Genomic DNA, 22,201 nt, shown 5'->3' with positions numbered 1-22,201 from the left:
AGAGCGCCGCGCTTCAGGGTCGGGCGTCGCTGGTGGGCGTGGTCGCATGCATGCGGCGCATGCAGTCGAGCCATTCGAGATAGCGGCGATAGTGGCTGCGATACGCCTCGCTCGCTTCCGCCTGGGGGCGCGCCGAGCGCTGCGGATCCAGGCGCACGTGCTCCTGCACGGTCGCCACGAGGCTGGTCGTGCTGTCACCCTCGGCGCGGCGCTGCGACCACAGCGCCTGCAGCGCCGCGCCAAAGGCGGCGCCCTCGGACTGCTCGGGCACATCGACCGGGAGGTCGAACACGTCGGCGACCATCTGTCGCCACACCGGACTGTTGCTGCCGCCGCCGGTCAGCCGGATCGAGTCGAAAGCGAGGCCCGCCGCATGCAGGGCGTCGAAGCCGTAGCGCAAAGCGAAGGTCGCGCCCTCCATGGCGGCCCGGTAGGCGTTGGCGGCGTCCAGATTGTTCGCGTCCATGCCGAACAGGGCGGCGCGCGCCTGCGGCAGATCGGGCGTGCGTTCACCGTTGAAGAAGGGCAGCAGGGTCAGGCCGTTCGCGCCGGGCCGGGTGGCGGCCAGCAGGGCATCGCCATCGCGCGAGGAGAAGCCGAAGGCGCGTGCGATCGACTCGGTGGCGAGCGTGCAGTTCATGGTGCACACCAGCGGCAGCCAGCCGCCCGTGGAGGAGCAGAACGCCGCCCAGCCCGCTGCGTCGTCCACCACCGGGCGCTCGGCGCAGGTGAACAGCGTGCCCGAGCTGCCGAGACTCATGCTCAGCACGCCGGGCGCCACATTGCCGGTGCCGATCGCCGCCATCATGTTGTCGCCGCCGCCAACGCTGACCCGAACGTGCCTCGGCAGACCGAGTTCCTCGGCACTGGTCGGCGCGAGCGGGAAGCCGGCGTCCGGCGGCAGCAGGGGCGGCAGGCAGCGGCTCAGGTCGCGCTCGGGCGCTGTCGCCTGCAGCAGGGCCTCGGACCACGTGCGTGTGCGCACGTCGAGCCAGCCGGTGCCCGAGGCATCGCCGAATTCCATCCAGCGTTCGCCGGTCAGCCAGAAGTTCACGTAGTCATGCGGCAGCAGGATCGTGTGGAGCCGCGCATAGGCCTCAGGGCGATGCTTGCGCGTCCAGCTCACCTTGGATGCGGTGTAGCCGGCCAGGATCGGATTGCCGGCCAGCGCCACGCAGGCGCGGGCACCGCCAACCGCCTGCATGATCTCGGCGCACTCCTGCTGCGTGCTGGTGTCGCACCACAGCTTGACCGGCGCCAGCACCTTGCCGGCGGCATCCAGGGCCACCAGGCCATGCTGCTGCCCGGACACGCCGATCGCTACCACCCGCCCGCGCACGGACGCCGACAGACGGGAAAAGCAGGCGCGGATCGCGTCGATCCACCATTCGGCGCGCTGCTCGCGGCTGCCGTCCTCGCCCGCGCTCATCTGCAGGGGCTGGCCATGCAGGGCGAGGATGCGCCGCGTCTGCGGCTCGAAGACGAGCAGCTTGACGCTCTGGCTGCCGACATCCAGGCCGACGTAGAGCTCACCCTTCGCTGCCGTCATCGGTGCACGCTCCTGCGCTCGGTGCTAGCGCTATCATTTCTGGTCGAACAAAAGAGCGCCGGAACGACATGGGCGCCCCTGCCGAGTTCGGCGATTTGGAGGGAAGCCACGCTGGGTCTCATGCCTGCGCCCATGACCAGCGCATCCAGGCGCGCAGGCGTCCGCCGGCAGGCAGGTGACAGCGCTGCGGCTGCAGGTTGAAAGCGTCCGGCGGGCCCGTCTGCGGCTCCACGCAGGTCGCCTGCGGATGGCCGTCGTAGATCACCCAGTGGTCGCAGTCGGACTCGATCTGCAGACATTGCCCCTGACGCTCGATGCCGATCGGCCCGCGATGGACGAAGCAGTCATCCCAGGGCGGCGGCGGTGCGGGCTGCAGCGGCAGGGTGGCGATGCCATCGGCATCGCGCGGGTAGTAGCGCTGCGGAACGAACTGCAGATGCTCCGGCTTGAGCAGCCACGGGTGCCAGCCGATCACGGCCGGCAGCGCGCGCTCCTCCGCCGCGAGTTCGAGTTCGAGCCGCAGGCTGTCGCCTTCGATCCGGATCCACTGCCGCGCCTGTCCGCCGAAGGGCCAGCGCGCGTCGCGCGGCAGCTGCAGGCCTAGGCTCAACGCGCCAGGCTGCAGTGACAGCACTCGCCATGGCAGGGCGAAGCCAAGCCCGTGAATCGCATGGGCATCGAAGTTGCGTGTGAGTTCGATGCGGCGATCTTCGAACTGGAAGGCGCCACCGCGCAGGCGGCCCGCCCAGGGCAGCATCGGATAGCAGCCCCAGCCGATCGTGCTGTCGTTGTCCGGCGCGTGCCCGTGCAGCCATTCGCGCCCCTGCCATCGCACACTTGCGATGCGCCCCCCTGCCTCTGGCGCGATCTGGACGCGCAGCTGGGCGTCGCCGATCTCAACCAGCGCGCCCGGCGGCATCGGTGCACGCGCATCGAACCGATCGAGCGGATCGGGCAGCGCGATCATGGCCGGCTCAGCCCGGGCCATACGGGTGCACCGTGCGGATGCGGCCGTCGGGGAGATGCTCGAGCTCGGTGCACTTGATGCACCGCAGGTGATCCACGCCCTCCGACAGCGAAGCATCGTGGTAGTACAGCCACCAGCGGCCCTCGAACTCGACGATTGAGTGATGCGTCGTCCAGCCCAGCACCGGCGTCATCAGCACGCCCTGCCAAGTGAAGGGGCCGTAGGGTGAATCGCCGATGGCATAGCAGAGGGTGTGGGTGTTGCCGGTCGAGTAGGACAGGTAGTACCGGCCGCCGTGGCGATGCATCCACGGCCCTTCGAAATAGCGGCGCGCGTGGTCATCGGCGCGCAGTGCCCGGCCGTCGGCATCGAGGATCCGCAGCTCGCGCGGCGCTTCCGCGAACTGCAGCATGTCCTCAGTCAGACGCGCGATCCGCGGCCCCAGGGCCGCCGCTGCGCCCATGGGTTCAGCATGCAGGGGCGAGTGCTGGTTGTCGCGGTACTGCTGCAGCTGACCGCCCCAGACGCCGCCGAAGACCATGTAGTGCGCGTCGTCGACATCGCGGAATACCGCCGGGTCGATCGAATAGCTGCCGCGGATCGGCTCGGGCTCGGCGATGAAGGGCCCTTCCGGGCGATCGCTGCAGGCGACGCCGATCTGGAACAGGCCATCGGCGCGCTTGGCCGGGAAGTACAGGTAGTAGCGGCCGTCACGCTCGGCGGCATCCGGCGCCCACATCTGCCGATCCGCCCAGGGCACATCGCGCACATGCAGTACGCAGCCGCAGTCCACCGCCTCGCTGTCGGGCGAGTCCTGGCGGAAGACGTGGTAGTCCTCCATCGCGTACTGGTCGCCGAGATCATTGGCGGGCACGCCCGCCTCGATGTCGTGCGAGGGATAGATGTAGACGCGTCCTTCGAACACATGCGCCGACGGGTCCGCCGTGTAGACATGGCGCACCAGCGGTGCCGAGATGGCCTTAGCGATCAGGTCTGCAGGCGGTCGGCCGGTCGGATTCGTGCTCACGCGGCCCCCTGCGCCAGCGATTCGCGGGCCGTTCGCTGCTCGACCAGCTCACGCTCGATCCGTGATTCCAGGGTCTTGTCGATCTTGTAGAAGTAGAGCAGGCCCACGCAGATCAGGAAGGGCGTTGACGCCAGCACGCTGACCGCAAGGCGGATGCCGTCGACGGTCTGCTCGGACTGCTCGGCCGCCCCTGCTTCATAGCCGTAGGTGGCGAGGATCGCCGCGACCAGGGCGCCGCCGACGCTCAGGCCCACCTTGAGGCCGCACAGCATCGCCGAGAAGATGATGCCGGTGGCGCGGCGACCGTTGCGCCACTCGGAGTAGTCGGCGACATCCGCGATCATCGCCCACAGCAGCGGTATCGTGATGCCGTAGAAGAAACCGTGCAGGATGTGCGAGACGAAGACCAGGGCGATCGCGTCGGGCGGAAACGCCACGAACACCAGCAGGAACAGGGTCGACACGAACAGCGCCGCGCCAAACACGTTGCGCTTGCCGAAGCGGTCGGCCAGCCGACGCGAGAAGCCGATGCCGATGATCATGCAGAGGATGCCGCCGGCATTGAACAGACTGAAGGCCGAGGTCGCCGAGTCTTCGGGCCACTGGAAGCCGACCAGGCCGAGGTCGATCAGCAGGCTGTTCAGGCCCGCAATCACCGCATTGAAGCCGATCGACTCCAGAAAGCACGCCTGTGCTGCGGCATCCAGGTAGTACTGGAAGTAGTAGACGTAGGTGCCGCCCTTCAGTGCCAGGGTGATGAACACCAGCACGGTCAGCAGCAGCATGATCATCCACGGCTGGTTGCGCAGCAGATCACCAAGATCTTCGCGCACGCTGGAGGCCTGCTCCGGCGGCGGCAGCACGCGCTCGCGGGTCAGCAGAAAGGTGAGCAGGAAGAACACGGTGCCGACCACGGCGAAGATCGCCATGACCTTCTGGAAGCCTTCCACCCGATCGCCGTCGCCAAGGATCAGCACCAGCGGCAGCAGCAGCACCTGGATCACGAACTGGGCAATCATCACCGCCACGAAGCGGTAGGACGACAGGCTGTTGCGATCGCTCATGCTGCCGGTGAGAACGCCCGACAGCGCCGAGTAGGGCAGGTTGTTCGCGGCATAGACCAGCACCAGCAGGGTGTAGGTGCTGAGCGCGTAGATGACCTTGCCGGTCTCATCGAAATCGGGCGTGCTGAAGGCGAGCAGGGACAGCACGCCGAACGGCACTGCCGTCCACAGGATCCAGGGCCGGAACTTGCCCCAGCGCGAGCGCGTGCGATCGGCCAGCAGGCCTACCATCGGGGTGAACACGAACGCGCCCAGCAGACCGACGAAGAAGATGATGCTGGCCGCCGTCGAAGCGGGTATCCGGTAGACGTCGGTGTAGAAGAAGGCGAGGAAGGTCACCAGGGTCTGGAAGATCAGGTTGGCCGCCAGGTCGCCCAGGCTGTACCCCAGCTTCTCGCGGACGCTGAGCGGTTCGGTCGCCGGGTGGGTCTGCATGTGGATCCGTTCTCCCCTTGCGTGCGGCAGCTGTGGCGATGGGCCGGAGCGAGTCGGCGCTCTGCGTCAGGCCCAAGGCCCCCCGCAGCACGGCCCCCACCAACCTGCCCCACCGACACGCTGGCCGCAGGCTGCCCGGCGCGAGGCCAGACCGATCATCGCCGAGCCATCAAAAAAACCGCGAGTGAGGCCTGTACGAAAGCGCTGTGCAGGCCCACTCACGGACGGGGAGCGGAGGGGCGCTCACTAAAGTCACGGGCCAAAGGTAGCGCTACCATTCCCGCGGCGCACGCTGCGCAGCAACATGGAAAATGGCCGTTACTGTGCTAATGGTAGCGCTAGCATCGTGCGGACCTTCAGGCGGCCACGTGGGTCAGCGAGCGACTGCCTGCAGGTGTCCGTCCGAACCTGCAACCCGCAGACAGCAAGCGGCCACGGAGCGCTGGGGTCGGCTCGCCGTCGCGGGCCTAGACCGCGCGCTGGGTCCCGTTGACGCAGCGGGCCCGCCTTGGCACGGGAGCCACCGATGAGCCTGCCTTCAAGCCCTGACATCCGCCTGCTGGCCCGATTGTTCCTTGGCCTGTGGCTGCTGGCGCTGCCGCCGGGAATCGCCGATGCACAGCCTCTGGCCCAGGATCAGGCGAAGTTTCTGGGCGCCGCATTCAGCCCGCCCCAGCGCGAGGGCTTCGCGCAGTACTGGAACAAGCTCAGCCCCGAGAATGCCGGCAAATGGGGTGAAGTCGAGGCCGTGCGCGACGTCATGGACTGGACGGCGCTGGACGAGGCCTACCGGTATGCACGCCAGCACGGCATGCCCTTCCAGTTCCACGTGCTGGTCTGGGGCAACCAGCAGCCGGAGTGGATCCGTCATCTGCCGGGCGACGAACAGCGTGCCGAGATCGAGCAGTGGTTCGCTGCGGTCGCCGAGCGCTACCCCGACATCGAGATCGTCGAGGTGGTGAACGAACCCCTGCACGACCCGCCCTGCAGCGATGACGTCGACGGCGGCAACTACTGCGAAGCCCTCGGCGGCGCCGGCGAGACCGGCTGGGACTGGATCATCGAGAGCTTCCGGCTCGCACGCCAGCACTTCCCGCGTGCGCAGCTGCTGTTGAACGACTACAGCATCACCAACAGCCCCGACAACACCCGACGCTATCGGGAGATCGTCGATCTGCTGCAGGCGCGCGGGCTGATCGACGCGGTCGGCGTGCAGGGCCATGCCTTTTCGACCAGCTGCGAGACGCCGGTCGAGGTGCACCGCGCCGCGCTCGATCTGCTGGGCGCAAGCGGCCTGCCGCTGTACGTGACCGAGCTCGACATCGACGGCCACACCGATGCCGACCAGCTGGCGCACTACCAGCGGATCTTCCCGCTGTTCTGGGAACACCCCTCCGTGGCCGGCATCACCCTGTGGGGCTTCCGGCCCGGTCTGTGGCGACAGGAACAGCGGGCTTATCTGATCGATGAAGGCGGCCGTGAGCGCCCTGCCCTGCGCTGGCTGCGCGATTACGTGGCCGGCAGGGTGCAGGCCAAACCCGAGCCCTGCCCCGCGCCCGCCAGCGTGCTCGATCGCCCCATCACCGGCGCACTCGCTCTGATCGAGAACGGCCGCCCCTTGCCGCTGCTGATCGACGCCGAAGATGTTGAAGCCGTGCAGCGCGCGGGGGCGGCGGTGCGCAGGGATCTGCAGGCGCTGGCCGGCGCTGAACCGCTCGCCGACTCACCGCACGCGATCATCGCCGGCACCCTGGGGCAGAGCCCGCGCATCGATCGCATGGTGGCCGCCGGCAAGCTCGAAGTGGACGACCTGGCGGGACGCTGGGAAGCCTATTCGCTGCAGGTGGTCTACCAACCCGAGGACGGCATCGAGCGCGCCCTGGTCATCGTCGGTGCGGATCGGCGCGGCACCGTGTTCGGTCTGTACGAGCTGGTGCGCAGGCTGGGTGTATCGCCCTGGACGTTCTGGGCCGACGTGCCGGTTCCTCAGCGTGCACAGGCCTGGGTGAGCCCGGGCCGCCTGCTCGATGCACCGGCCGTGCGCTACCGCGGCATCTTCATCAATGACGAGGAGCCCGCGCTGGGCGAATGGACGCGCGCCACCTACGGCGGCAGCAACCATCGCTTCTACGAGCGCGTGTTCGAGCTGATCCTGCGGCTCAAGGGCAACTATCTGTGGCCGGCGATGTGGGGCCGCGCCTTTTACGATGACGACCCGCAGAACGCCGCGCTCGCCGAGGCGATGGGCGTGGTCATCGGCACCTCGCACCATGAGCCGATGATGCGCGCGCACGTCGAATGGGCCCGCTATGGCCAGGGCCCATGGGACTACACGCGCAATGACGAGCGCCTGCGCGGCTTCTGGCGCGAGGGTATCGAGCGCCTGCAGGGGCGGGAGGCGGTGGTCACGCTAGGCATGCGCGGCGATGGCGACGAAGCCATGAGCGATCACACCGCCACCGACCTGCTGGAACGCATCGTCGCCGACCAGCGCAAGATCATCGCCGAGGTCAGCGGCCGTGCGCCCGAGCACACGCCGCAGGTCTGGGCCCTCTACAAGGAAGTTCAGGACTATTACGACGCCGGCATGCGGGTGCCGGATGACGTCACCCTGCTGTTCGCCGACGACAACTGGGGCAACATCCGGCGCCTGCCGACACCGGGCTCGACCCGCGCCGGTGGTTACGGGGTCTACTACCACTTCGACTACGTCGGCGACCCGCGCAACTACAAGTGGCTCAACACCAATCAGATCGAGCGCAGCTGGGAGCAGATGCGCCTGGCCTGGAGCCATGGCGTGGACCGGCTGTGGATCGTCAACGTCGGCGACATCAAGCCGATGGAGCTGCCGATCAGCGTCTTCCTCGACCAGGCCTGGGCGCCGGAGCGCATGGATCTGCAGGCGCTGCGGAGCTATCCGGCGCGCTGGGCGGCTGAGCAGTTCGGGCCCGAGCATGCGGAGGAGATCGGCGAGATCCTGAGCCGCTACGGACAGTACAGCGCGCGCCGCAAACCCGAGCTGCTGGATGCCGACACCTACAGCCTCCTGCACTTCAACGAGTCCGAGCGGGTGCTTGGCGAATGGGCCGATCTGGTCGCTCAGACGCAGCGCATCGCTTCCAAGTTGGCGCCCTCGCAGCGCGCCGCCTGGTATCAGCTCGTCGAGTACCCGGTGCTGGCCCTCGACAACCTGCATCGGCTGTATGCGGCGGTGGCGCGCAACCGGCTGTATGCCGCCCAGGGTCGCGCCTCGGCCAATGCCTGGGCGGAAGAAGCACGACGTCTGTTCGCCCGCGATGCCGAACTCGCGCGCGTGTACGAGCAGGACATCGCCGAGGGCAAATGGACCGGCATGATGTCGCAGGCGCGCATCGGCTACACCCACTGGCAGCAGCCCGAACGCAACGTGCTGCCGGCGCTGGCGACGGTCGATGTGCGCGCGTCGGGCACCCTGGGCGTGCAGGTCGAGGGCGATCCGCGTGGCTGGCCGCAGCCGGCGCGCCGCGCCGTGCTGCCGGCGCTCGATCCGTTCACGGCGCGCACGCGCCGCGTCGAGGCCTTCAACCGCGGCGCGCAGGCGCTGCGCTATACCACGTCGAGTTCGCAGCCCTGGCTGCGCATCCATCCCGAAGCGGGGGCGATCGAGGATGTGGTGGCCCTGAGCGTCGAGGTCGACTTCGCCCAGCTGCCGCCCGGCGAGCACCGTGGCCAGATGGTCGTGCGCGGCGACGAGCTGACCGCGGTCACGATCGAGGTTCCGGTGCAGGTGCCGAGCGGAATCGATGAAGCGCGCGGATTCATCGAAGGCGATGGCCATGTCGTCATCGAAGCCGCCCACTTCGACCGCGCGACAGCCCCTGCGGGGATGGCCTGGGAGGTGATCCCGAACCTCGGCCGCACCCACGCCGGCGTCACGACCGTGCCGCCGAACGCCGCCGCCGTACAGCCCGGCGGCGACAGCGCGCGACTGGAGTACGCAGTGCATCTGCATGCCGAGGGCGAGGTCGACGTTCGAGTGCATCTGTCGCCCACGCTCGACCTGCAGGGCAGCGGCGGCCTGCGCTATGCGGTGTCGATCGGCGACGAGCCGCCGCAGATCGTACGCCTGCAGCTCGAACCCAGCCCCGGCCATCCGCACTACCTGGCCTGGGAGCAGGCCGTCGCCGACAACGTCTACGTCGGCCGGAGCCGGCACCGGGTCAAGGCGGGGCCGCAGATGCTGAAGCTGTGGCGGGTCGATGCCGGCCTGGTGTTCCAGCGCATCGAGCTGTGGCGCGGCGCGCCGCCTGCGAGCTGCCTCGGCCCGGTCGAGAGCCCGCGTCTATGAGCAGGCCAGCAGCGTGGGAAGTGCTGGAGCGTCTTGATGCGCGTGGAGTGCAGCCATGAATCCAAGGGTTTGGATTGCAGTGCGCGCGGCGCTGCTTGCAGCCTGCCTGTGCGTGCCGCTGCTCACGCATGCCGAGGCTCGGGCGACCTCGGAGTCGATCTCCGCGCCGACGCTGCGAGAGGCCTATGCCGGAGCCTTCAAGCTCGGCGTTGCGGTCAATCACGCGATCGTCGCCGGCGAGGATCCGCATTCGCGTGCCCTCATGCTTGAGCACTTCAACGCGCTGACCGCCGAGAACGTGATGAAGGCCGAAGTGCTGCAGCCGCGGCCCGGCGAATTCGACTTCGCCGCGGCCGACGCCTTCGTCGAGTTCGGCGATGCGCACGGAATGTTCCTGGTCGGCCACACCCTGGTCTGGCACAACCAGACGCCAGCCTGGTTCTTCGAGAGTTCGGAGGGTCTGCCTTTGCCGCGGGCGCAGGTGATCGGCCAGCTGCAGGACTACATCGCCACCGTCGCCGGCCGCTACGCCGGGCGCGTGCAGGCCTGGGATGTGGTGAACGAAGTCATCGCCGAGGATGGCAGCTATCGCCGGACCCGCTGGGTCGAGGCGATCGGTGATGGCGACACCCTGGTGCGGCTGGCCTTTGCCGCCGCCGCCGAGGCTGCGCCCGAGGCCGAGCTCTACTACAACGACTTCAACACCTGGCGACCCGAGAAGCGCGCCGGCATCGTGCGCATGGCGAAGATGCTGCAGGACGCCGGTCTGCGTATCGACGGCATCGGCATGCAGGGCCACTGGGGCCTCAACTACCCGCCGCTCGAAGAGATCGAAGCCTCGATCGAAGCCTTTGACGCGCTCGGCCTCAAGGTGATGATCACCGAACTCGATATCGACGTGCTGCCGCTGACCCGCGAAGGCCAGGTCATCGGCACTGTCCTGCAGCACCCGCAGTTCCAGCTGCCCGAGTTCAAGCGCTATCTCGACCCTTGGCCGCAGGGGCTGCCACCCGAGGTCGAACAACAGCTCGCGGATCGCTATGCCGAGCTGTTCGCGCTGTTCCTGCGGCACGTCGACGCGATCGATCGGGTCACCCTGTGGGGCGTGCACGATGGCATGTCCTGGAAGAACGACTACCCGATCCCGAATCGCCGCAACTACCCGCTGCTATTCGATCGGAAGCGGCAGCCGAAGCCCGCGCTGTCGGCCGTGCTGCAGGCCGCAGGCGCGCGGCTGCCGCCTTGAGCCCGCTCACCCCGTCGGATCCGAAGCCGACTGCTGCAGCCAGGTCCGCGGCGACATGCCCATGATCTGCCGGAACACCCGCGACAGCGAGCTGTGGCTGGCATAGCCCAGTTCGTCGGCAAGCAGGCCCAGCGGCCGCCCCTCACGCAGTCCTCGGCAGGCCAGCGCGATGCGCCAGCGCGCGAGGTAGTCGGCCGGGGTCTGCCCGGTCACGCGGTGGAAGCGCTCGGCGAATGCGCTGCGCGACAGCTCGGCGGCGGCGGCCAGACGCTCCAGATTCCAGGCCGCGCCCGGCTGCTCGTGGATTGCGGTCAGCGCGCGCGCCAGCCGTGGATCGGCGAGACCCGCGAGCAGGCCCACCTGGATTCCGCCGTGATCGATCAGCCAGCGCAGCAGCTGCAGCAGCACGACCTCGAACAGGCGATCCGCCAGCAGGCGGTGTCCGCAGCGGACCTGCTCGGTTTCCCTGAACAGCAGGGCCAGGCTGTCCTGCAGGCCATCGACGCGCTGCAGCGGCAAGCACAGGAAGGGCGGCAGCGCCCGCACCAGCGGATGCGCCTCGCCGCCCTCGAACGCCAGCTCGGCGCAGACGAAGTCGCTGCCTTCTGCGGGTGTGGCGAAGCGATGCGCGAGCGGCCGCGGGTAGAACAGCAGGCTGGGCTGCTCGACCCGCAGTCGCGCCGGCGCACCGCTGCCGCGCGCATGCAGCACCTCCAGCGCACCGGCCCGCAGTACGTGCAGGAAGCCGCGCCCGGGTTCGGGCTCAAAGCTGGACAGCCCGCACAGCGCACCTTCATGGAACAGGCGGGCGCGCACGCGGAAGCGCTCCAGCAGGGCGGACAGACGGTCGACGGGCGGCAAGGCGCGAGCGGAGGACATGGAGCGAGGCTATCCAGACTGATTGCAACAAAGTGTGGATGATCTGCCCCCTCTTGCCGCCAGCCCGGCCCCACTCTTTCGCTGGCGCACCGGGTCCGCAGTCCACGGCATCTGCCCGGTGGCTTTCGTTCTGACCAGGGAGACGCACCCATGCGACGGAGCACCCGCGCCGGACATCGGCTGGCCGGCCTGTGGCTCGGCCTCGCCAGCAGCGCCACGGCGGGCGCACAGCAGCTCTTCGATGACGGCTTCGAACCCGGCCCCGTGCGTGTGGTACCGGCCACAGCAGTCGCGCCCTGGCCCGTCCTGCATGTGGTGGACGCCCTCCACTTCAGCCAGCGCAGCGGGCTGTCGACCGTCTGGGGCAGCTACTGGGAAACCAGCGAATCGATCTTTGGCGTCGACCATGTCGAGCAGAGCCAGGAGCTCGGCAGTCCGCTGGCGGCCAACGAAGTGCGCTACGCCGACCTTGACCTCGGCGACGGCGTGGATTCGCTGATGCTGCGCATCTCGCTGCCGCAGGGAAGTACTTCCGGTGCGCGCGTGGAGGTCCGCGCGGGCAGCGCCGAAGGTAGCCTGCTGGGCCGCTGCGCGCTGGCGCCGACGGGTGGCGCCGAAAGCTATCGAACGGTTGGCTGCGCGCTCGATCCGACGCTGGCCCGCGGCCGCCAGCCTCTGGCATTCCGCTTCCTGCAGGCGCCAGCCAGCCTGCGCTTCAACTGGTTCGGCTACTACGCCAGCGGCACGCTGCAGGCGATCGACACCCTGCAGAAGCGCCAATCGCAGGCCATGCAGAACGCCCCGGCACCGGTGCTGCCACAGGCCGGACAGCCGGTGCGCAGCCGCGACCAGCTGCCGCCGGCAGCGCAGCCGCGCGCACACAGTTTTGGCGCGTGGTCACCGGGCCGGAGCTGGGAGTGCCCGCAGTGGATGCACGACAGCTATTGGGTGGCCGGCGCCGACGGCAAGGTCTACCCGACCTGGCACCCGCCGGTCGACTTCGATCCCGACAGCGGCCGCTACTGCAGCTACGGCCACGAGCACGGCGACGACCCGCGCGGGTCCGAAGCCTTCGCGATCGGCGGGCTGCCGCCGTTCGGCTATGTCGCCGAGCAGCATGCGCCGGGCAACCCGGCGCAGCAGCGGCGCGAGGACCACGTCGGCCACAAGGTGCTGGTGGCGAACAACTGGCAGATGTACCGCGCCAGCGATGGACGCGGCGAGCGCTGCGACGTGGTGGTCAAACTGCACATGGGCACGCATTCGCCCGATGCGCTGGTCAACACCGCCCACGAAGTGTTCGTGTCCGGACAGTGCGAAGGCCAGCAGCCCTTCGATGTCCGCCACTTCGCGCTGTTCGGCGCCGCCGGCAGCTTCAAGGAGGCCGAGGCCCCGGGCTGTGGCCAGCAGATCGTGCCGGCGCTGGCGCCGCAGCCGGGCAATCAGCCGATGGGCGGCATCCATCGCGCCATTCCCACGCGCGACTGTTTCCTGCGGGGCGCAGCCGGCGATCAGGCCCAGCATGTGGGTGCGCGCACCGTCGAGTTCTGGCTGAGCAGCCTGCTCGGTGGCGACCTGTACGCGGCCGTGCACAACCCGGCGCGGCTGTATGACCCCGGCACGCCGGCACGGATCAGCCGCACGGTCGAGCTCTGCTACCTGGCGAACCACCCGCTGGCAGCGACGCTCGCTTGCCAGGCTACGGTGGCTGCGAGCCCGTCGCCCGTGGCCTGGGACGATCCGCGCTCGTTCTTTCGCGGCAGCCGCCACTTCGGCCACCATTTCTCGGCCCTGCGCTTCGCCGATTCGGCCAACGGCGTGCTGTACACCAACGTCTACGGCCAGAACGCACGCGCCGCACCCGACCCTGCACAGGGCATCACCGTGCGCCAACGCGTTCCCACCAGCGGCTTCTACTTCCGCGTCGACGGGCAGCTGAGCCTGTTCCCCGATGTCGACTACGGCGCCGGCGGCCGCAACGGCGTGCGCGCGCCGAACTGAGCCCGATGCCGGCAGCCTCACGCTCCATTGGCGCAGCCAGCGTCGGCCCGCAAGCCGTGCGGCGACGCCTGCTGATCGCCCTGGGTCTCTGGCCGTGCTTCGCGGGCTGCGCCCGGCAGGCAGCGACACTGCGCGCGCGCTTCGCAGTTCCGGGCTGGGGCGAGGTCACGCTCGATGCGCGCCGCGGCGGCGACTTCCGTCTGCACGCCGCCCTGGGCGGAGTCGAGACCTGGGTACTGGGCGACGCGATCCATCTGCTGAGCGCACCCTCGCTGGCATTTGCCGGCGAAGCCAGGATCTACCGCGTCGGCCGGCTGCGCGTGCCAGCGCCGGCAGCCGACGCACTGCCGCCGCTGCTGCCTCGTGCAGTGCAGGCGATCGACCGCGCGCTGCCCGCAGTGACGGCGGACATCGAGTGGCCCGACGGGCGGGGACGCGTTGATCGCTTCCAGCTCGGCCATGCGCCCGGGCTGGCGCGTGCGCAATACGTCGCCAGCGCTGGCCTTGCCGCCTCCATGGACATGGATCTCTGCGGCGGCGCGGTGCAGCGCCTGCTCGCCCTGTGGCCAGCGCAGCTGATCGCAGGCGATCTGGCCGTGCTCGGCAGCGACTCGGGATTGCGACTGCTGGAGCTCGCGGACGGCGATGCGGCGCCGCTGCGTCTACCGTTGGACTCGACGGTCGAGGACTATCGACCCTTCGGCAGCTGAGGGCGATTCCGGACGCACGGTAACATTACGGAGATCTTTCGTATCTATAGGTTTTCATCGGCGCAGCAGACTGCGTGGACCGCGGCGACATCCCGTCGCCGTTTTCCACGCATGAGGTGTCCGATGCTTCGCTCCCTTCTCCCTGCCGCAGCCTGCCTGCTGGGCCTGGTCCTGCAGCCCTCCTTCCTGCACGCCCACGAAGGCAGGCACCACGGTGGCCTCGCCACCGAACCGGCCGAGGCCGTGCGTCCGGCCTTCGACATCGTCCACACCCGTATCCATGTCGAGGACCGGGTCGCGGTCTTCCACATGGCGGTGTCCGGGCGCGCCGGCGAGAGCCGCCCCAGCGCCAGCGGTCAGCTGGCCGGCAGCACGGTGTTCTCCTACGTCTGGCCGACCACGCTGGATCCGTCCACGGTGGGCTTCGAGCGCGGTGCCGGCCTGCTGGCCTTCGCGGTCACCGCGCATCCGGACTTCGACGACACCCCGCTGTTCGACGAGAACGGCGACGGCGATCGCGGCAACGACGGCGATCTCTGGCACTCGCACTGGGTGGTGTTGAGCCCCGACGAGGCCTGCGGGCCCGGCGCGCTGAAGGTGGTCGACATTCCCGAGGGCGCCAAGCCGCGTCTGCCGCGCACCTGGCCGGGCCTGCCCATCCTGATCGACAGCCCCGGCTACAGCCCGGTCTTCACCGGCGACAGCCTGGAGGTGCGGGTGCCGTTCGACGACCTCGGCGCGCTGGAGGGCCTGCGCTTCGACGGCGTCACCGCCGCGCTGCGGGTCAATGCCAGCGTGCACGCGCCGCTGCTGTGCGTGGTCGACGTGTTCAAGACCGGCTCGGGCGATCTGTCGCTGCCGGCGGCGATCGAGCGTTGAGGAGACGCTCATGCACACCCGCCTCGCGAATCCCCTTGGCCTGATCCCCGCCACCATCGCCACGCCCGCGCCGCCGCTGCAGGTGGCGCAATGGTTCCATGCCGACACCGACCTGGCGCTGGATGCGCTGCGCGGCCGCGTGGTCGCCCTGCACGCCTTCCAGATGCTCTGCCCCGGCTGCGTCGGCCATGCGCTGCCGCAGGCGCAGACCCTGCAGCGCCTGTTCGCCGGATCGGATCTGGTCACCCTCGGCCTGCACAGTGTGTTCGAGCACCACGCGGCGATGCGCCCGGAGGCGCTGGCCGCCTTCCTGCACGAGTACCGCATCGACTTCCCGGTGGCGGTGGATGCGCCGGTGGCCGGCAGCCCGCTGCCCGCCACCCTGCAGCGCTACGGCCTGCGCGGCACGCCCTCGCTGGTGCTGATCGACCGCGCGGGCCGCCGACGGCTGCAGCACTTCGGGCGCATGGAAGATATCGCGCTCGGTGCCGCTGTCGGCGCCCTGCTGGCGGAAGACGGCGGCAGCGCGGTCGCGGCCCAGGACCAGGCTGCAGCGGCGGATGCGGCCGGCTGCAGCGCGGAAGCCTGCGCGATCTGAGCGCGTGGAGGCCGCGGGGGCGCGCATGCGAACATGCCGCCCCCGTGCAGCCGATGTCCGCCCATGTCGCCCTGGCCGATCCTGTTCATCAACCTCGACCGCGACGCCGAGCGCTGCGCACGCATGCAGGCCGAGTTCGCGCGGCACGGGCTGCAGGGCGAACGCCTGCCCGGCGTGCTCTGGACGGCGCTGCCGCAGACCGAGCAAGACGCGCTGTACAGCCCGGCGTTGAACGCGCGTGGATTCCACAAGCCGCTGGTGAACGGCGAGAAGGGCTGCTACGCGAGTCATCTGAAGGCCTGGCGCTGGCTGCTGGATTCGCCGCATGAAGCCGTCGTGGTGCTGGAGGACGACGTGCGCCTGCGGCCGGACTTCAAGGCCGTGCTGGCGGCGCTGGCAGCCAGTGACGCGCGCTGGGACATGGTCAAGCTGATCGGCCGCGCCGAGATCGGCAAACGCGAGAAGGCGGCAACAGATACGCCTTTGTGCGAGGGGCATACGCTGCTGCGCTACCGGCGCGTACCCAGCCTGACGGCTGGCTATGTCATCCGCCGCCGCGGCGCGGAGAAGCTGCTGGCCACGCGCCTGCCCTTCGGCCGACCGGTGGACGTCGACCTGCGCTACTGGTGGGAATCGCAGGGCCTGGCGATGCGCGGCGTGTCGCCTGCCGTGATCGAGCTGGACGAGACCAGCCAGGACAGCAGCATCGGCGCCAAGGTCGACGAGCGCCGCCTCGGCACCAAGCTGCGCAAGGCCTGGCTGCGCACGCGCTACACGCTGGCGAACGCGCTCGCGCGGGAACAGGCCTAGTCGCCGCCGCGATGCGCGAGATCCTTGCCTACCGCGTCGAGCACGAGCCGGAGCTGCTCGCCCTGCTCGCGCGCGAGCCCGACTGGCGGGAGTTCATGAGCGCCGAGGGCCTGCCGCGCTTCCGCACGGCCCTGCGCGACACCCTCACCCTGGTCTGTTTCAACGACGGCCGCGTCTGCGGCTACCTTCGCGCCCTGGTCGATGGCTTCGGCGTCTACGTCAGCGAGCTCTACGTCGCCCCGGCGGCGCGTCGACGGGGCCATGGCCGCGCCCTGCTGCAGCACCTGCGTGATGCGCATGCCGGCCAGGACGTGTTCGTGCTTTCGGATGAGGACGCGTACTACGAAAAGCTGGGCTGCGCGCGGGTGGGCTCGGTGTTCAGGCTGTAGCACGCATGCGCTGCCGCACAGCCTGTCCTGCATCAGCACTTTTCGCGCCTTCGACACTTGAGCGGGCGCGGCGCCTGACGCATCCTGCCGCCTCCATCCATTTTTGATTGGGCCACCGCATGAACGAGTCGCGCGACTACCTTGAACTGACGTTTCGCTCCGTGTCCTGCTTCGGCAACGATGGGCGGCTGGATGCCGCCGAGCTGGACGAGCTGATCGGCATCGCCGAGCGCGATGGCCGCATCGATGCCAACGAGATGCGCGTGCTGAAGAACATCATCGACCGCATCCGTCCGGACGAAATTGACGCCGCGATGAAGTCGCGCCTCGACGCGCTGTCCGCCAAGCTGCGCGAAGCGAAGGGCTGATCGCGGCAGCGGCAGGCACCGGCGCGGCCCGGCCGACGCATGCCGCACTCGAGATTCGGGATTCGGGAGCGAGGAGGCGCGCTTGCGGACCACGGGTCCGCGCGCCGAGGAGCGCCCGAGCACTGCGCGCGAGGGCCGGGATTCGTTGGAGCAGGGCGCGGCGAAGGTTCTATCCACGCCCCGACATAGGGTGGGCCCTGGCCCACCGTGAGCTCCACACCCGCTTCGGTACAAGGTCGCTCGCGGATCACCGCACCCGATGCGTGGCCCGAAAACCGCGGCGTGCGAGGCGAATGCACCCGCGGCAACCCGGGATCAACAATCGAAAGACAACTGGTCCAGCGAGCGCGGAGGCCATGGTGGGCCAGGGCCCACCCTATGGGCCTTGCGAGAGGCTCAAGGCCCCGCAAGGCTTCCGCGAATCCAGGCCCTCGCGCACAGCGCTCGGGCGCTCCTCGGCGCGCGGACCGTGGTCCGCAGGCGCGCCTACTCGCTCCCGCTTCCCGGCCTCAGCGCACCAGATGCCACTGGGTCTGCCGACCGGCGAGATAGGTCACCCGCTCGCCGTCGAACAGCGCGCCCTGCTCCAGCTTGATCTGCACCCACTGGCCATCCCACTCGGGCACAGGCGCCTTGATGTTGCCTTCGATGGCGTACACCGTTGACGGATACAGCGGCCAGTCGCCCTGCACCGGCGTCGGCCCCTGGTTATCCCACATGCCGATGGTCGGGCCCGGCGCGTGGCCGAACATGCCCAGTGCGTGCGTATAGGTGCTGCTGACGATGCCCGCTTTCTCGGCCGCTGCGCGCGTGCGCGCCAGCACTTCGTTGCCCGGGCGACCGGTACGGTATTCGGCGGTCAACAGATCCTGCCAGCGGTTGCCGACACGCAGGGCCTGCTGCAATCCGGCGGGCACTTCGATTTCGCCCGCGCGCAGCACGTAAGCCATTTCCTGGGTGTCGGTGCAGAGCTTCAGGTAGCAGATGCCCACATCGGTGTGCAGCACATCGCCGGGCTGGATCACCCCGCTGATGCCGCAGAAGGGGTTGTCCTGCTCGCAGGCCACGCCCGGGCGCTGCAGGTTGACGTAGGGCATGAACCAGATCGGCAGCCCCAGCGCCTCGAAGCGCTCGCGGATGTACCAGGCGACGTCGTCGGTCGTGGTCACGCCCGGCGTGATCACCCGGCTGCTGAAGGCCTCGCTGATCACGCCGCGGGCGATGCCCATGATGTGCGGATACACCGCGAGCTCGGACGCGCTGCGCGTCTCCAACCAGCGGATCACCAGGGGCTCGGCCGGCACCAGGCGCTGCTGCAGCTCCGGCGGCAGCACGTCCAGCAGCTGTGCGTGGAGGCCCTGCGTCAGCCCGTCCGCCACCGGCCACTCGCGCGAGACGTTGATGCCGATGCGCTCAGGCTCGCGCTCGGCGATCAGCGCGCCCAGCGCCTTCCACTGTTCGGCGAGATCACCACCGGCCCAGGCCGACTCGTAGGGCGCGCCCAGCGGATAGCGGTTGACGCTGAGCTTGTCGACGCTGCCGTCGGCCTTGCGGTGGAACACCAGCATGGTGGTGCGGCGCGCCGCGAAGCTCGGCTGCGGCACCAGCGAAAAGTACACCGGATCTTCGGCGTACTCGCGGTTGATGACCAGCCACATGTCCAGATCGGCCTCGGCCATCAGTCGCGGCAGCAGCTGCTCCAGGCGCTCGGTCAGCATGCGGTTTTCGGGCTCGATGCGCGCCCGCGGCGGCAGCACGCCGTAGTCAGCCGCACCGGCGATGACGCGGCCCTGGGCAGGCTCGGCATCGCGCGCGCTGGCGCTGCCGACCACAGCCAGGGCGGCCGAGAGCGCAGCGGTCAGCAGCAGGCGGGAAGTCACAGGGGCGCGGACGGTGGTCATGCAGGAACCTCGGCAGACGATGAAGGCCACCAGCCTGCCACAGGCCGCTCGCTGCCCGACCTGCCAAAGCGCACGGTCGATCGCCAGGCCCGCGGGCCTTCAAGTGCAGCCCTGGGTGACGGCGGGTGCAGCAGGCCGCCGCGAACTCCCGCCCGGCTGCGCCGAACGCGCTGCGCAGCCGGTCGGTGACTGGCTCAGCTCATGCCCAGCTCGCGCACCTCGACTCCGCCCCCCTGCATGCAGGGCATCTTCGCCGCCCAGGCCAGGGCTTCATCGAGACTTCCGACCTCGATCAGGTAGTAGCCGCCCAGGGTTTCGCGGGCCTCGGCGAAAGGCCCGTCGATGGGTTCACCGGCCTTGCCCCCGGCGAAGCGCACGGTGCGCGCGGTGGCGACCGGCTTGAGCTCAGCGCCGCCGCGGATCACGCCGGCGGCCTCCATGTCCTTGCCATAGGCCTCGTGGGCGGCATAGCAGGCCTGCCAGTCGGCCTCGGTCCAGCTCGCGCAGTCGGCTTCGTCGCCATAGATCAGCAGGATGTAGTTCATCTCGGCATTCCTTTTGAGGACCTGCGGGCTGCAGGCCGGGATGGTCGCAGCAGCGCGGCGGGTTTCGACATTTTGCGTCTCGGCCCCTGCCGTCACCTCGCAGGAGCCGCGCTGGTCCACCCGGAAGACAGAACTCCGCGCCACGGGCGCGGGGTTCGTACGAGATCGGATCAACGCGCCGGAGAAATGCAGACCTCGGTCGCTGGCCTGCCGGCTTCGCGAATCCCGAATCCCGAATCCCCAATTCCCGCTCTCGACCTCAACTGCGCCGCCGCGGCCGATAGTCCGACAGCGCATCGACCACGCTGTCCAGGCGCGGCTCGACCGACTCCAGCGCCTTGATCTCGGCGTTCAAGGTGGTGAAGTCGACGCGCTCGCGCCAGCCCGCGCCCAGCGGGCGCTGGTCACCCACCGCATAGGCGCGCACGCCGAGCTGCACCGAATAGAGCGTCGAGCTCTGACCGTAGTACTGCAGCTCCTGCGAGCCGATCGGCTCGGCGCGCACCACCACCACCGCCGCGGCCTGGCGGCGGATCTGGCGGAACAGCTGCGGCAGCGGCGCGCCGCCATCGACATCCAGCAGCTCGCTGTCGACCACGTCGAAGCCCAGCCGGATCAGCTGCTCCTCGATGCGCTGGCGGGCCGGGCCGGTGATCGCCGAGTCGCCCAGCGCGACCACGGCGATGCGCGGCGGTGGCGGCGGCACCTGGCTGCGCGGCGGCTCGGCGCTGGCGACCTGCGCGGCCTTCGGCGCGGCCGGCACGGCGACGCTGTTCGGCGCACCGGCTGAGGGCGTTGCCTGCGCGGTGGTGGCGCTTGCCGTGGGTGCAGCCGCCGCCGTCGTCGGCGCGACGGGCGCCGCCGGACTGCCGCCGGCTTCGACCGCGAGCGTGGTCGGCGCCGATGCGGCGGTGCTGGCGGCGGCCAGCTGCGCGCCGTCCGGGCTCGCAGGCACCGCAATCGCGGTGCTGGCGCTGGCCGTTGCGGCGGTGTCGGCGGCGATCAGCTCGGCCGTGCCCGTCGCGGTGTCATTGCTGACCACCGGCGACAGCGCCGGCACCGCCGCGCTGTCAGGCGCCATCGCGCTGCTCGCGGTGGCCGCATTGCTGCTGCCGATCGGATTGCTGGCGCGGCCGGCGGCCACGCCGTCGGAGTAGCTGCTGCCGACGAAGCCGTCGTAGAAGCCGCTCACCAGGTTCATCAGCGGCGCGCGGAAGGCGAACACGCTGCCGGCGACGAGCAGGGCGAGGCCGGCAGCAATGCCGAGCGCCAGCTTGCCGCCACCGCCGCGCTTCTGTGCTTCCAGCACCGAGGGTCGCGCCGGGGCGCGGGCGCGGGTCGCGCCATCCGTGGCGGGCGCAGGCGCGGACAGCGGCACCGGCGGCGGCGCCGAAGCCGGCGCGGGCGTCGCGACACCGACACCGGCGGCGCTCACCACCGGCGGCGGCGTAGGCGCGCGCTTGGGCTGCGAGATCGGCGTCGGCGCGCCGATCACGGTCGCATCGGAGATCGCCGGCCGCGCGGCCGGCAGCCGGAGCGCGCCGGTCTGCGCCACCAGCGGATGCGCCTGCAGGGCGGCGGCAAGGTCGTGGCAGTTCTGGAAGCGGTCGGCCGGGTCCTTGGCCAGCATCTTGGCCAGGATCGCCGCCGCCTGCGGATCGACCGCCTCGTTCAGCTGGCGAACGTCCGGAATCTCGGCCTTGACCACCTCCAGCATCAGGCCCAGCGGGCTCTCGTCGGAGAACGGCGTCTTCCCGCTCAGCATCTCGAACAGCACGATGCCCAGCGAGAACACATCGGAGCGCTGGTCCACCGGCTTGCCGAGACACACCTCGGGCGAGAGATAGCCGGGGGTGCCGACGAACTCGCCGGTGCTGGTGAGCTTCTTCGACAGATCCTGGGTGGCGAGCGCGATGCCGAAGTCGGCGATCTTGACCTGCCCGCGGGTGGACAGCATCAGGTTGCCGGGCTTGATGTCGCGGTGGATCACTCCGGCATCGTGCGCGGTGGCCAGGCCCTGCGCGGTCTGGTGCAGGATCTTCAGCGCCACTTCCGGCTGCAGGCGACCCTCGCGCTTCAGCAGGCCCGACAGCGAATCGCCCTCGACGAACTCCATCACGAAGAAGGGCTGGCCGTTCTCCTGGCCGATGAAGTAGATCTGGATGATGTGTGGGTCGTTCAGCGCCGCCATCGAGCGCGCCTCGCGCAGGAAGCGCTCGACCAGCTGCGGGTCGTGCGCCAGCGAGGGCGAGAGCTCCTTGATCGCGACGAAACGGTTCAGCGCCGGCTCGAAGCCCTTGTAGACGACGCCCATGCCGCCGCGGCCCAGCTCCGCGACGATCTCGTAGTGGCCGAGGTGGGTCTTCATGGTCGCCTCCTGGGGCGACGGGATGGTAGCGGTCATCGTAGCACCGGCCTTTGGCGCGGACTCCGCGGGATGCGGGCCTTGTGCCGGGTAGTACGAAGTCCGGCGATGCAACACGACATCGCGGGCAGCGGCGTTGGC

Annotated in this window: 17 protein-coding genes and 1 pseudogene; 10 read left to right on the top strand and 8 right to left on the bottom strand. The window is 69.6% G+C overall.

Annotated features, from left to right (window positions below):
- Window positions 1–13: 13 nt before the first annotated feature.
- From xylB to Q0654_RS16850, 4 genes are all read right to left on the bottom strand, one after another.
- Window positions 14–1,549, bottom strand: coding sequence for a xylulokinase (gene xylB / locus Q0654_RS16865; protein ID WP_298856027.1), 1,536 nt, complete (start codon window positions 1,547–1,549; stop codon window positions 14–16).
- A gap of 118 nt (window positions 1,550–1,667) precedes the next feature.
- The gene (locus Q0654_RS16860) at window positions 1,668–2,516 is read right to left on the bottom strand and encodes an aldose epimerase (RefSeq protein WP_298856026.1); all 849 of its coding nucleotides are present in this window, start codon (window positions 2,514–2,516) and stop codon (window positions 1,668–1,670) included.
- 7 nt (window positions 2,517–2,523) lie between these two features.
- Entirely contained in the window at window positions 2,524–3,543 is a 1,020-nt protein-coding gene (locus tag Q0654_RS16855) for a glycoside hydrolase family 43 protein (RefSeq protein ID WP_298856025.1), read from the bottom strand.
- Window positions 3,540–5,042, bottom strand: coding sequence for an MFS transporter (locus Q0654_RS16850; RefSeq protein ID WP_298856024.1), 1,503 nt, complete (start codon window positions 5,040–5,042; stop codon window positions 3,540–3,542). The genes Q0654_RS16855 and Q0654_RS16850 overlap by 4 nt, the downstream gene beginning before the upstream one ends.
- 586 nt (window positions 5,043–5,628) lie before the next feature.
- Between Q0654_RS16850 and Q0654_RS16845 the strand changes: the two are divergent.
- From Q0654_RS16845 to Q0654_RS16835, 3 genes and pseudogenes are all read left to right on the top strand, one after another.
- Window positions 5,629–6,561, top strand: a pseudogene (locus Q0654_RS16845) (endo-1,4-beta-xylanase); the annotation flags it as partial.
- 258 nt (window positions 6,562–6,819) lie between these two features.
- Window positions 6,820–9,369 (top strand): glycosyl hydrolase 115 family protein, encoded by a 2,550-nt coding sequence (locus Q0654_RS16840; RefSeq protein ID WP_298856116.1) that lies wholly within the window; start codon window positions 6,820–6,822, stop codon window positions 9,367–9,369.
- A gap of 55 nt (window positions 9,370–9,424) precedes the next feature.
- Complete coding sequence (locus Q0654_RS16835) at window positions 9,425–10,615, top strand: endo-1,4-beta-xylanase (RefSeq protein ID WP_298856023.1); 1,191 nt, start codon at window positions 9,425–9,427, stop codon at window positions 10,613–10,615.
- Between the two features lie 6 nt (window positions 10,616–10,621).
- On the opposite strand, the gene Q0654_RS16830 is transcribed toward Q0654_RS16835, so the two are convergent.
- A complete protein-coding gene (locus Q0654_RS16830; RefSeq protein WP_298856022.1) occupies window positions 10,622–11,494 on the bottom strand; it encodes an AraC family transcriptional regulator in 873 nt (290 codons plus the stop codon).
- 150 nt (window positions 11,495–11,644) lie between these two features.
- Here Q0654_RS16830 and Q0654_RS16825 point away from each other — a divergent pair, with 150 nt between their 5' ends.
- The 7 genes from Q0654_RS16825 to Q0654_RS16795 all read left to right on the top strand — a co-directional run bounded on the left by Q0654_RS16825 (window position 11,645) and on the right by Q0654_RS16795 (window position 17,249).
- The gene (locus Q0654_RS16825; protein WP_298856021.1) at window positions 11,645–13,495 is read left to right on the top strand and encodes a carbohydrate-binding protein; all 1,851 of its coding nucleotides are present in this window, start codon (window positions 11,645–11,647) and stop codon (window positions 13,493–13,495) included.
- A 5-nt stretch (window positions 13,496–13,500) separates the two neighbouring features.
- On the top strand, window positions 13,501–14,205 hold the full coding sequence (locus tag Q0654_RS16820; protein WP_298856019.1) for a hypothetical protein: 705 nt from the start codon (window positions 13,501–13,503) through the stop codon (window positions 14,203–14,205).
- Between the two features lie 123 nt (window positions 14,206–14,328).
- On the top strand, window positions 14,329–15,084 hold the full coding sequence (locus Q0654_RS16815; protein ID WP_298856017.1) for a hypothetical protein: 756 nt from the start codon (window positions 14,329–14,331) through the stop codon (window positions 15,082–15,084).
- Window positions 15,085–15,094: 10 nt separating this feature from the next.
- On the top strand, window positions 15,095–15,682 hold the full coding sequence (locus tag Q0654_RS16810; RefSeq protein WP_298856015.1) for a TlpA family protein disulfide reductase: 588 nt from the start codon (window positions 15,095–15,097) through the stop codon (window positions 15,680–15,682).
- A 63-nt stretch (window positions 15,683–15,745) separates the two neighbouring features.
- Window positions 15,746–16,492, top strand: a complete 747-nt coding sequence (locus Q0654_RS16805; RefSeq protein ID WP_298856013.1) for a glycosyltransferase family 25 protein — start codon at window positions 15,746–15,748, stop codon at window positions 16,490–16,492.
- An 11-nt stretch (window positions 16,493–16,503) separates the two neighbouring features.
- Window positions 16,504–16,881 carry a GNAT family N-acetyltransferase gene (locus Q0654_RS16800; protein WP_298856012.1) on the top strand — a complete coding sequence of 126 codons (378 nt, stop codon included), beginning with the start codon at window positions 16,504–16,506 and terminating at the stop codon, window positions 16,879–16,881.
- A 119-nt stretch (window positions 16,882–17,000) separates the two neighbouring features.
- The gene (locus Q0654_RS16795) at window positions 17,001–17,249 is read left to right on the top strand and encodes a hypothetical protein (protein ID WP_298856011.1); all 249 of its coding nucleotides are present in this window, start codon (window positions 17,001–17,003) and stop codon (window positions 17,247–17,249) included.
- A 509-nt stretch (window positions 17,250–17,758) separates the two neighbouring features.
- On the opposite strand, the gene Q0654_RS16790 is transcribed toward Q0654_RS16795, so the two are convergent.
- The 3 genes from Q0654_RS16790 to Q0654_RS16780 all read right to left on the bottom strand — a co-directional run bounded on the left by Q0654_RS16790 (window position 17,759) and on the right by Q0654_RS16780 (window position 22,063).
- Window positions 17,759–19,150 carry a M24 family metallopeptidase gene (locus tag Q0654_RS16790; protein ID WP_298856010.1) on the bottom strand — a complete coding sequence of 464 codons (1,392 nt, stop codon included), beginning with the start codon at window positions 19,148–19,150 and terminating at the stop codon, window positions 17,759–17,761.
- Between the two features lie 194 nt (window positions 19,151–19,344).
- Entirely contained in the window at window positions 19,345–19,695 is a 351-nt protein-coding gene (locus Q0654_RS16785) for a YciI family protein (protein ID WP_298856009.1), read from the bottom strand.
- A 259-nt stretch (window positions 19,696–19,954) separates the two neighbouring features.
- A complete protein-coding gene (locus tag Q0654_RS16780; protein WP_298856008.1) occupies window positions 19,955–22,063 on the bottom strand; it encodes a serine/threonine-protein kinase in 2,109 nt (702 codons plus the stop codon).
- Window positions 22,064–22,201: the final 138 nt, after the last annotated feature.

This window comes from uncultured Aquimonas sp. (genome assembly GCF_937888285.1).
Taxonomy (GTDB): domain Bacteria; phylum Pseudomonadota; class Gammaproteobacteria; order Xanthomonadales; family Xanthomonadaceae; genus Aquimonas.
This window is presented reverse-complemented; position numbering and strand designations above follow the sequence as displayed.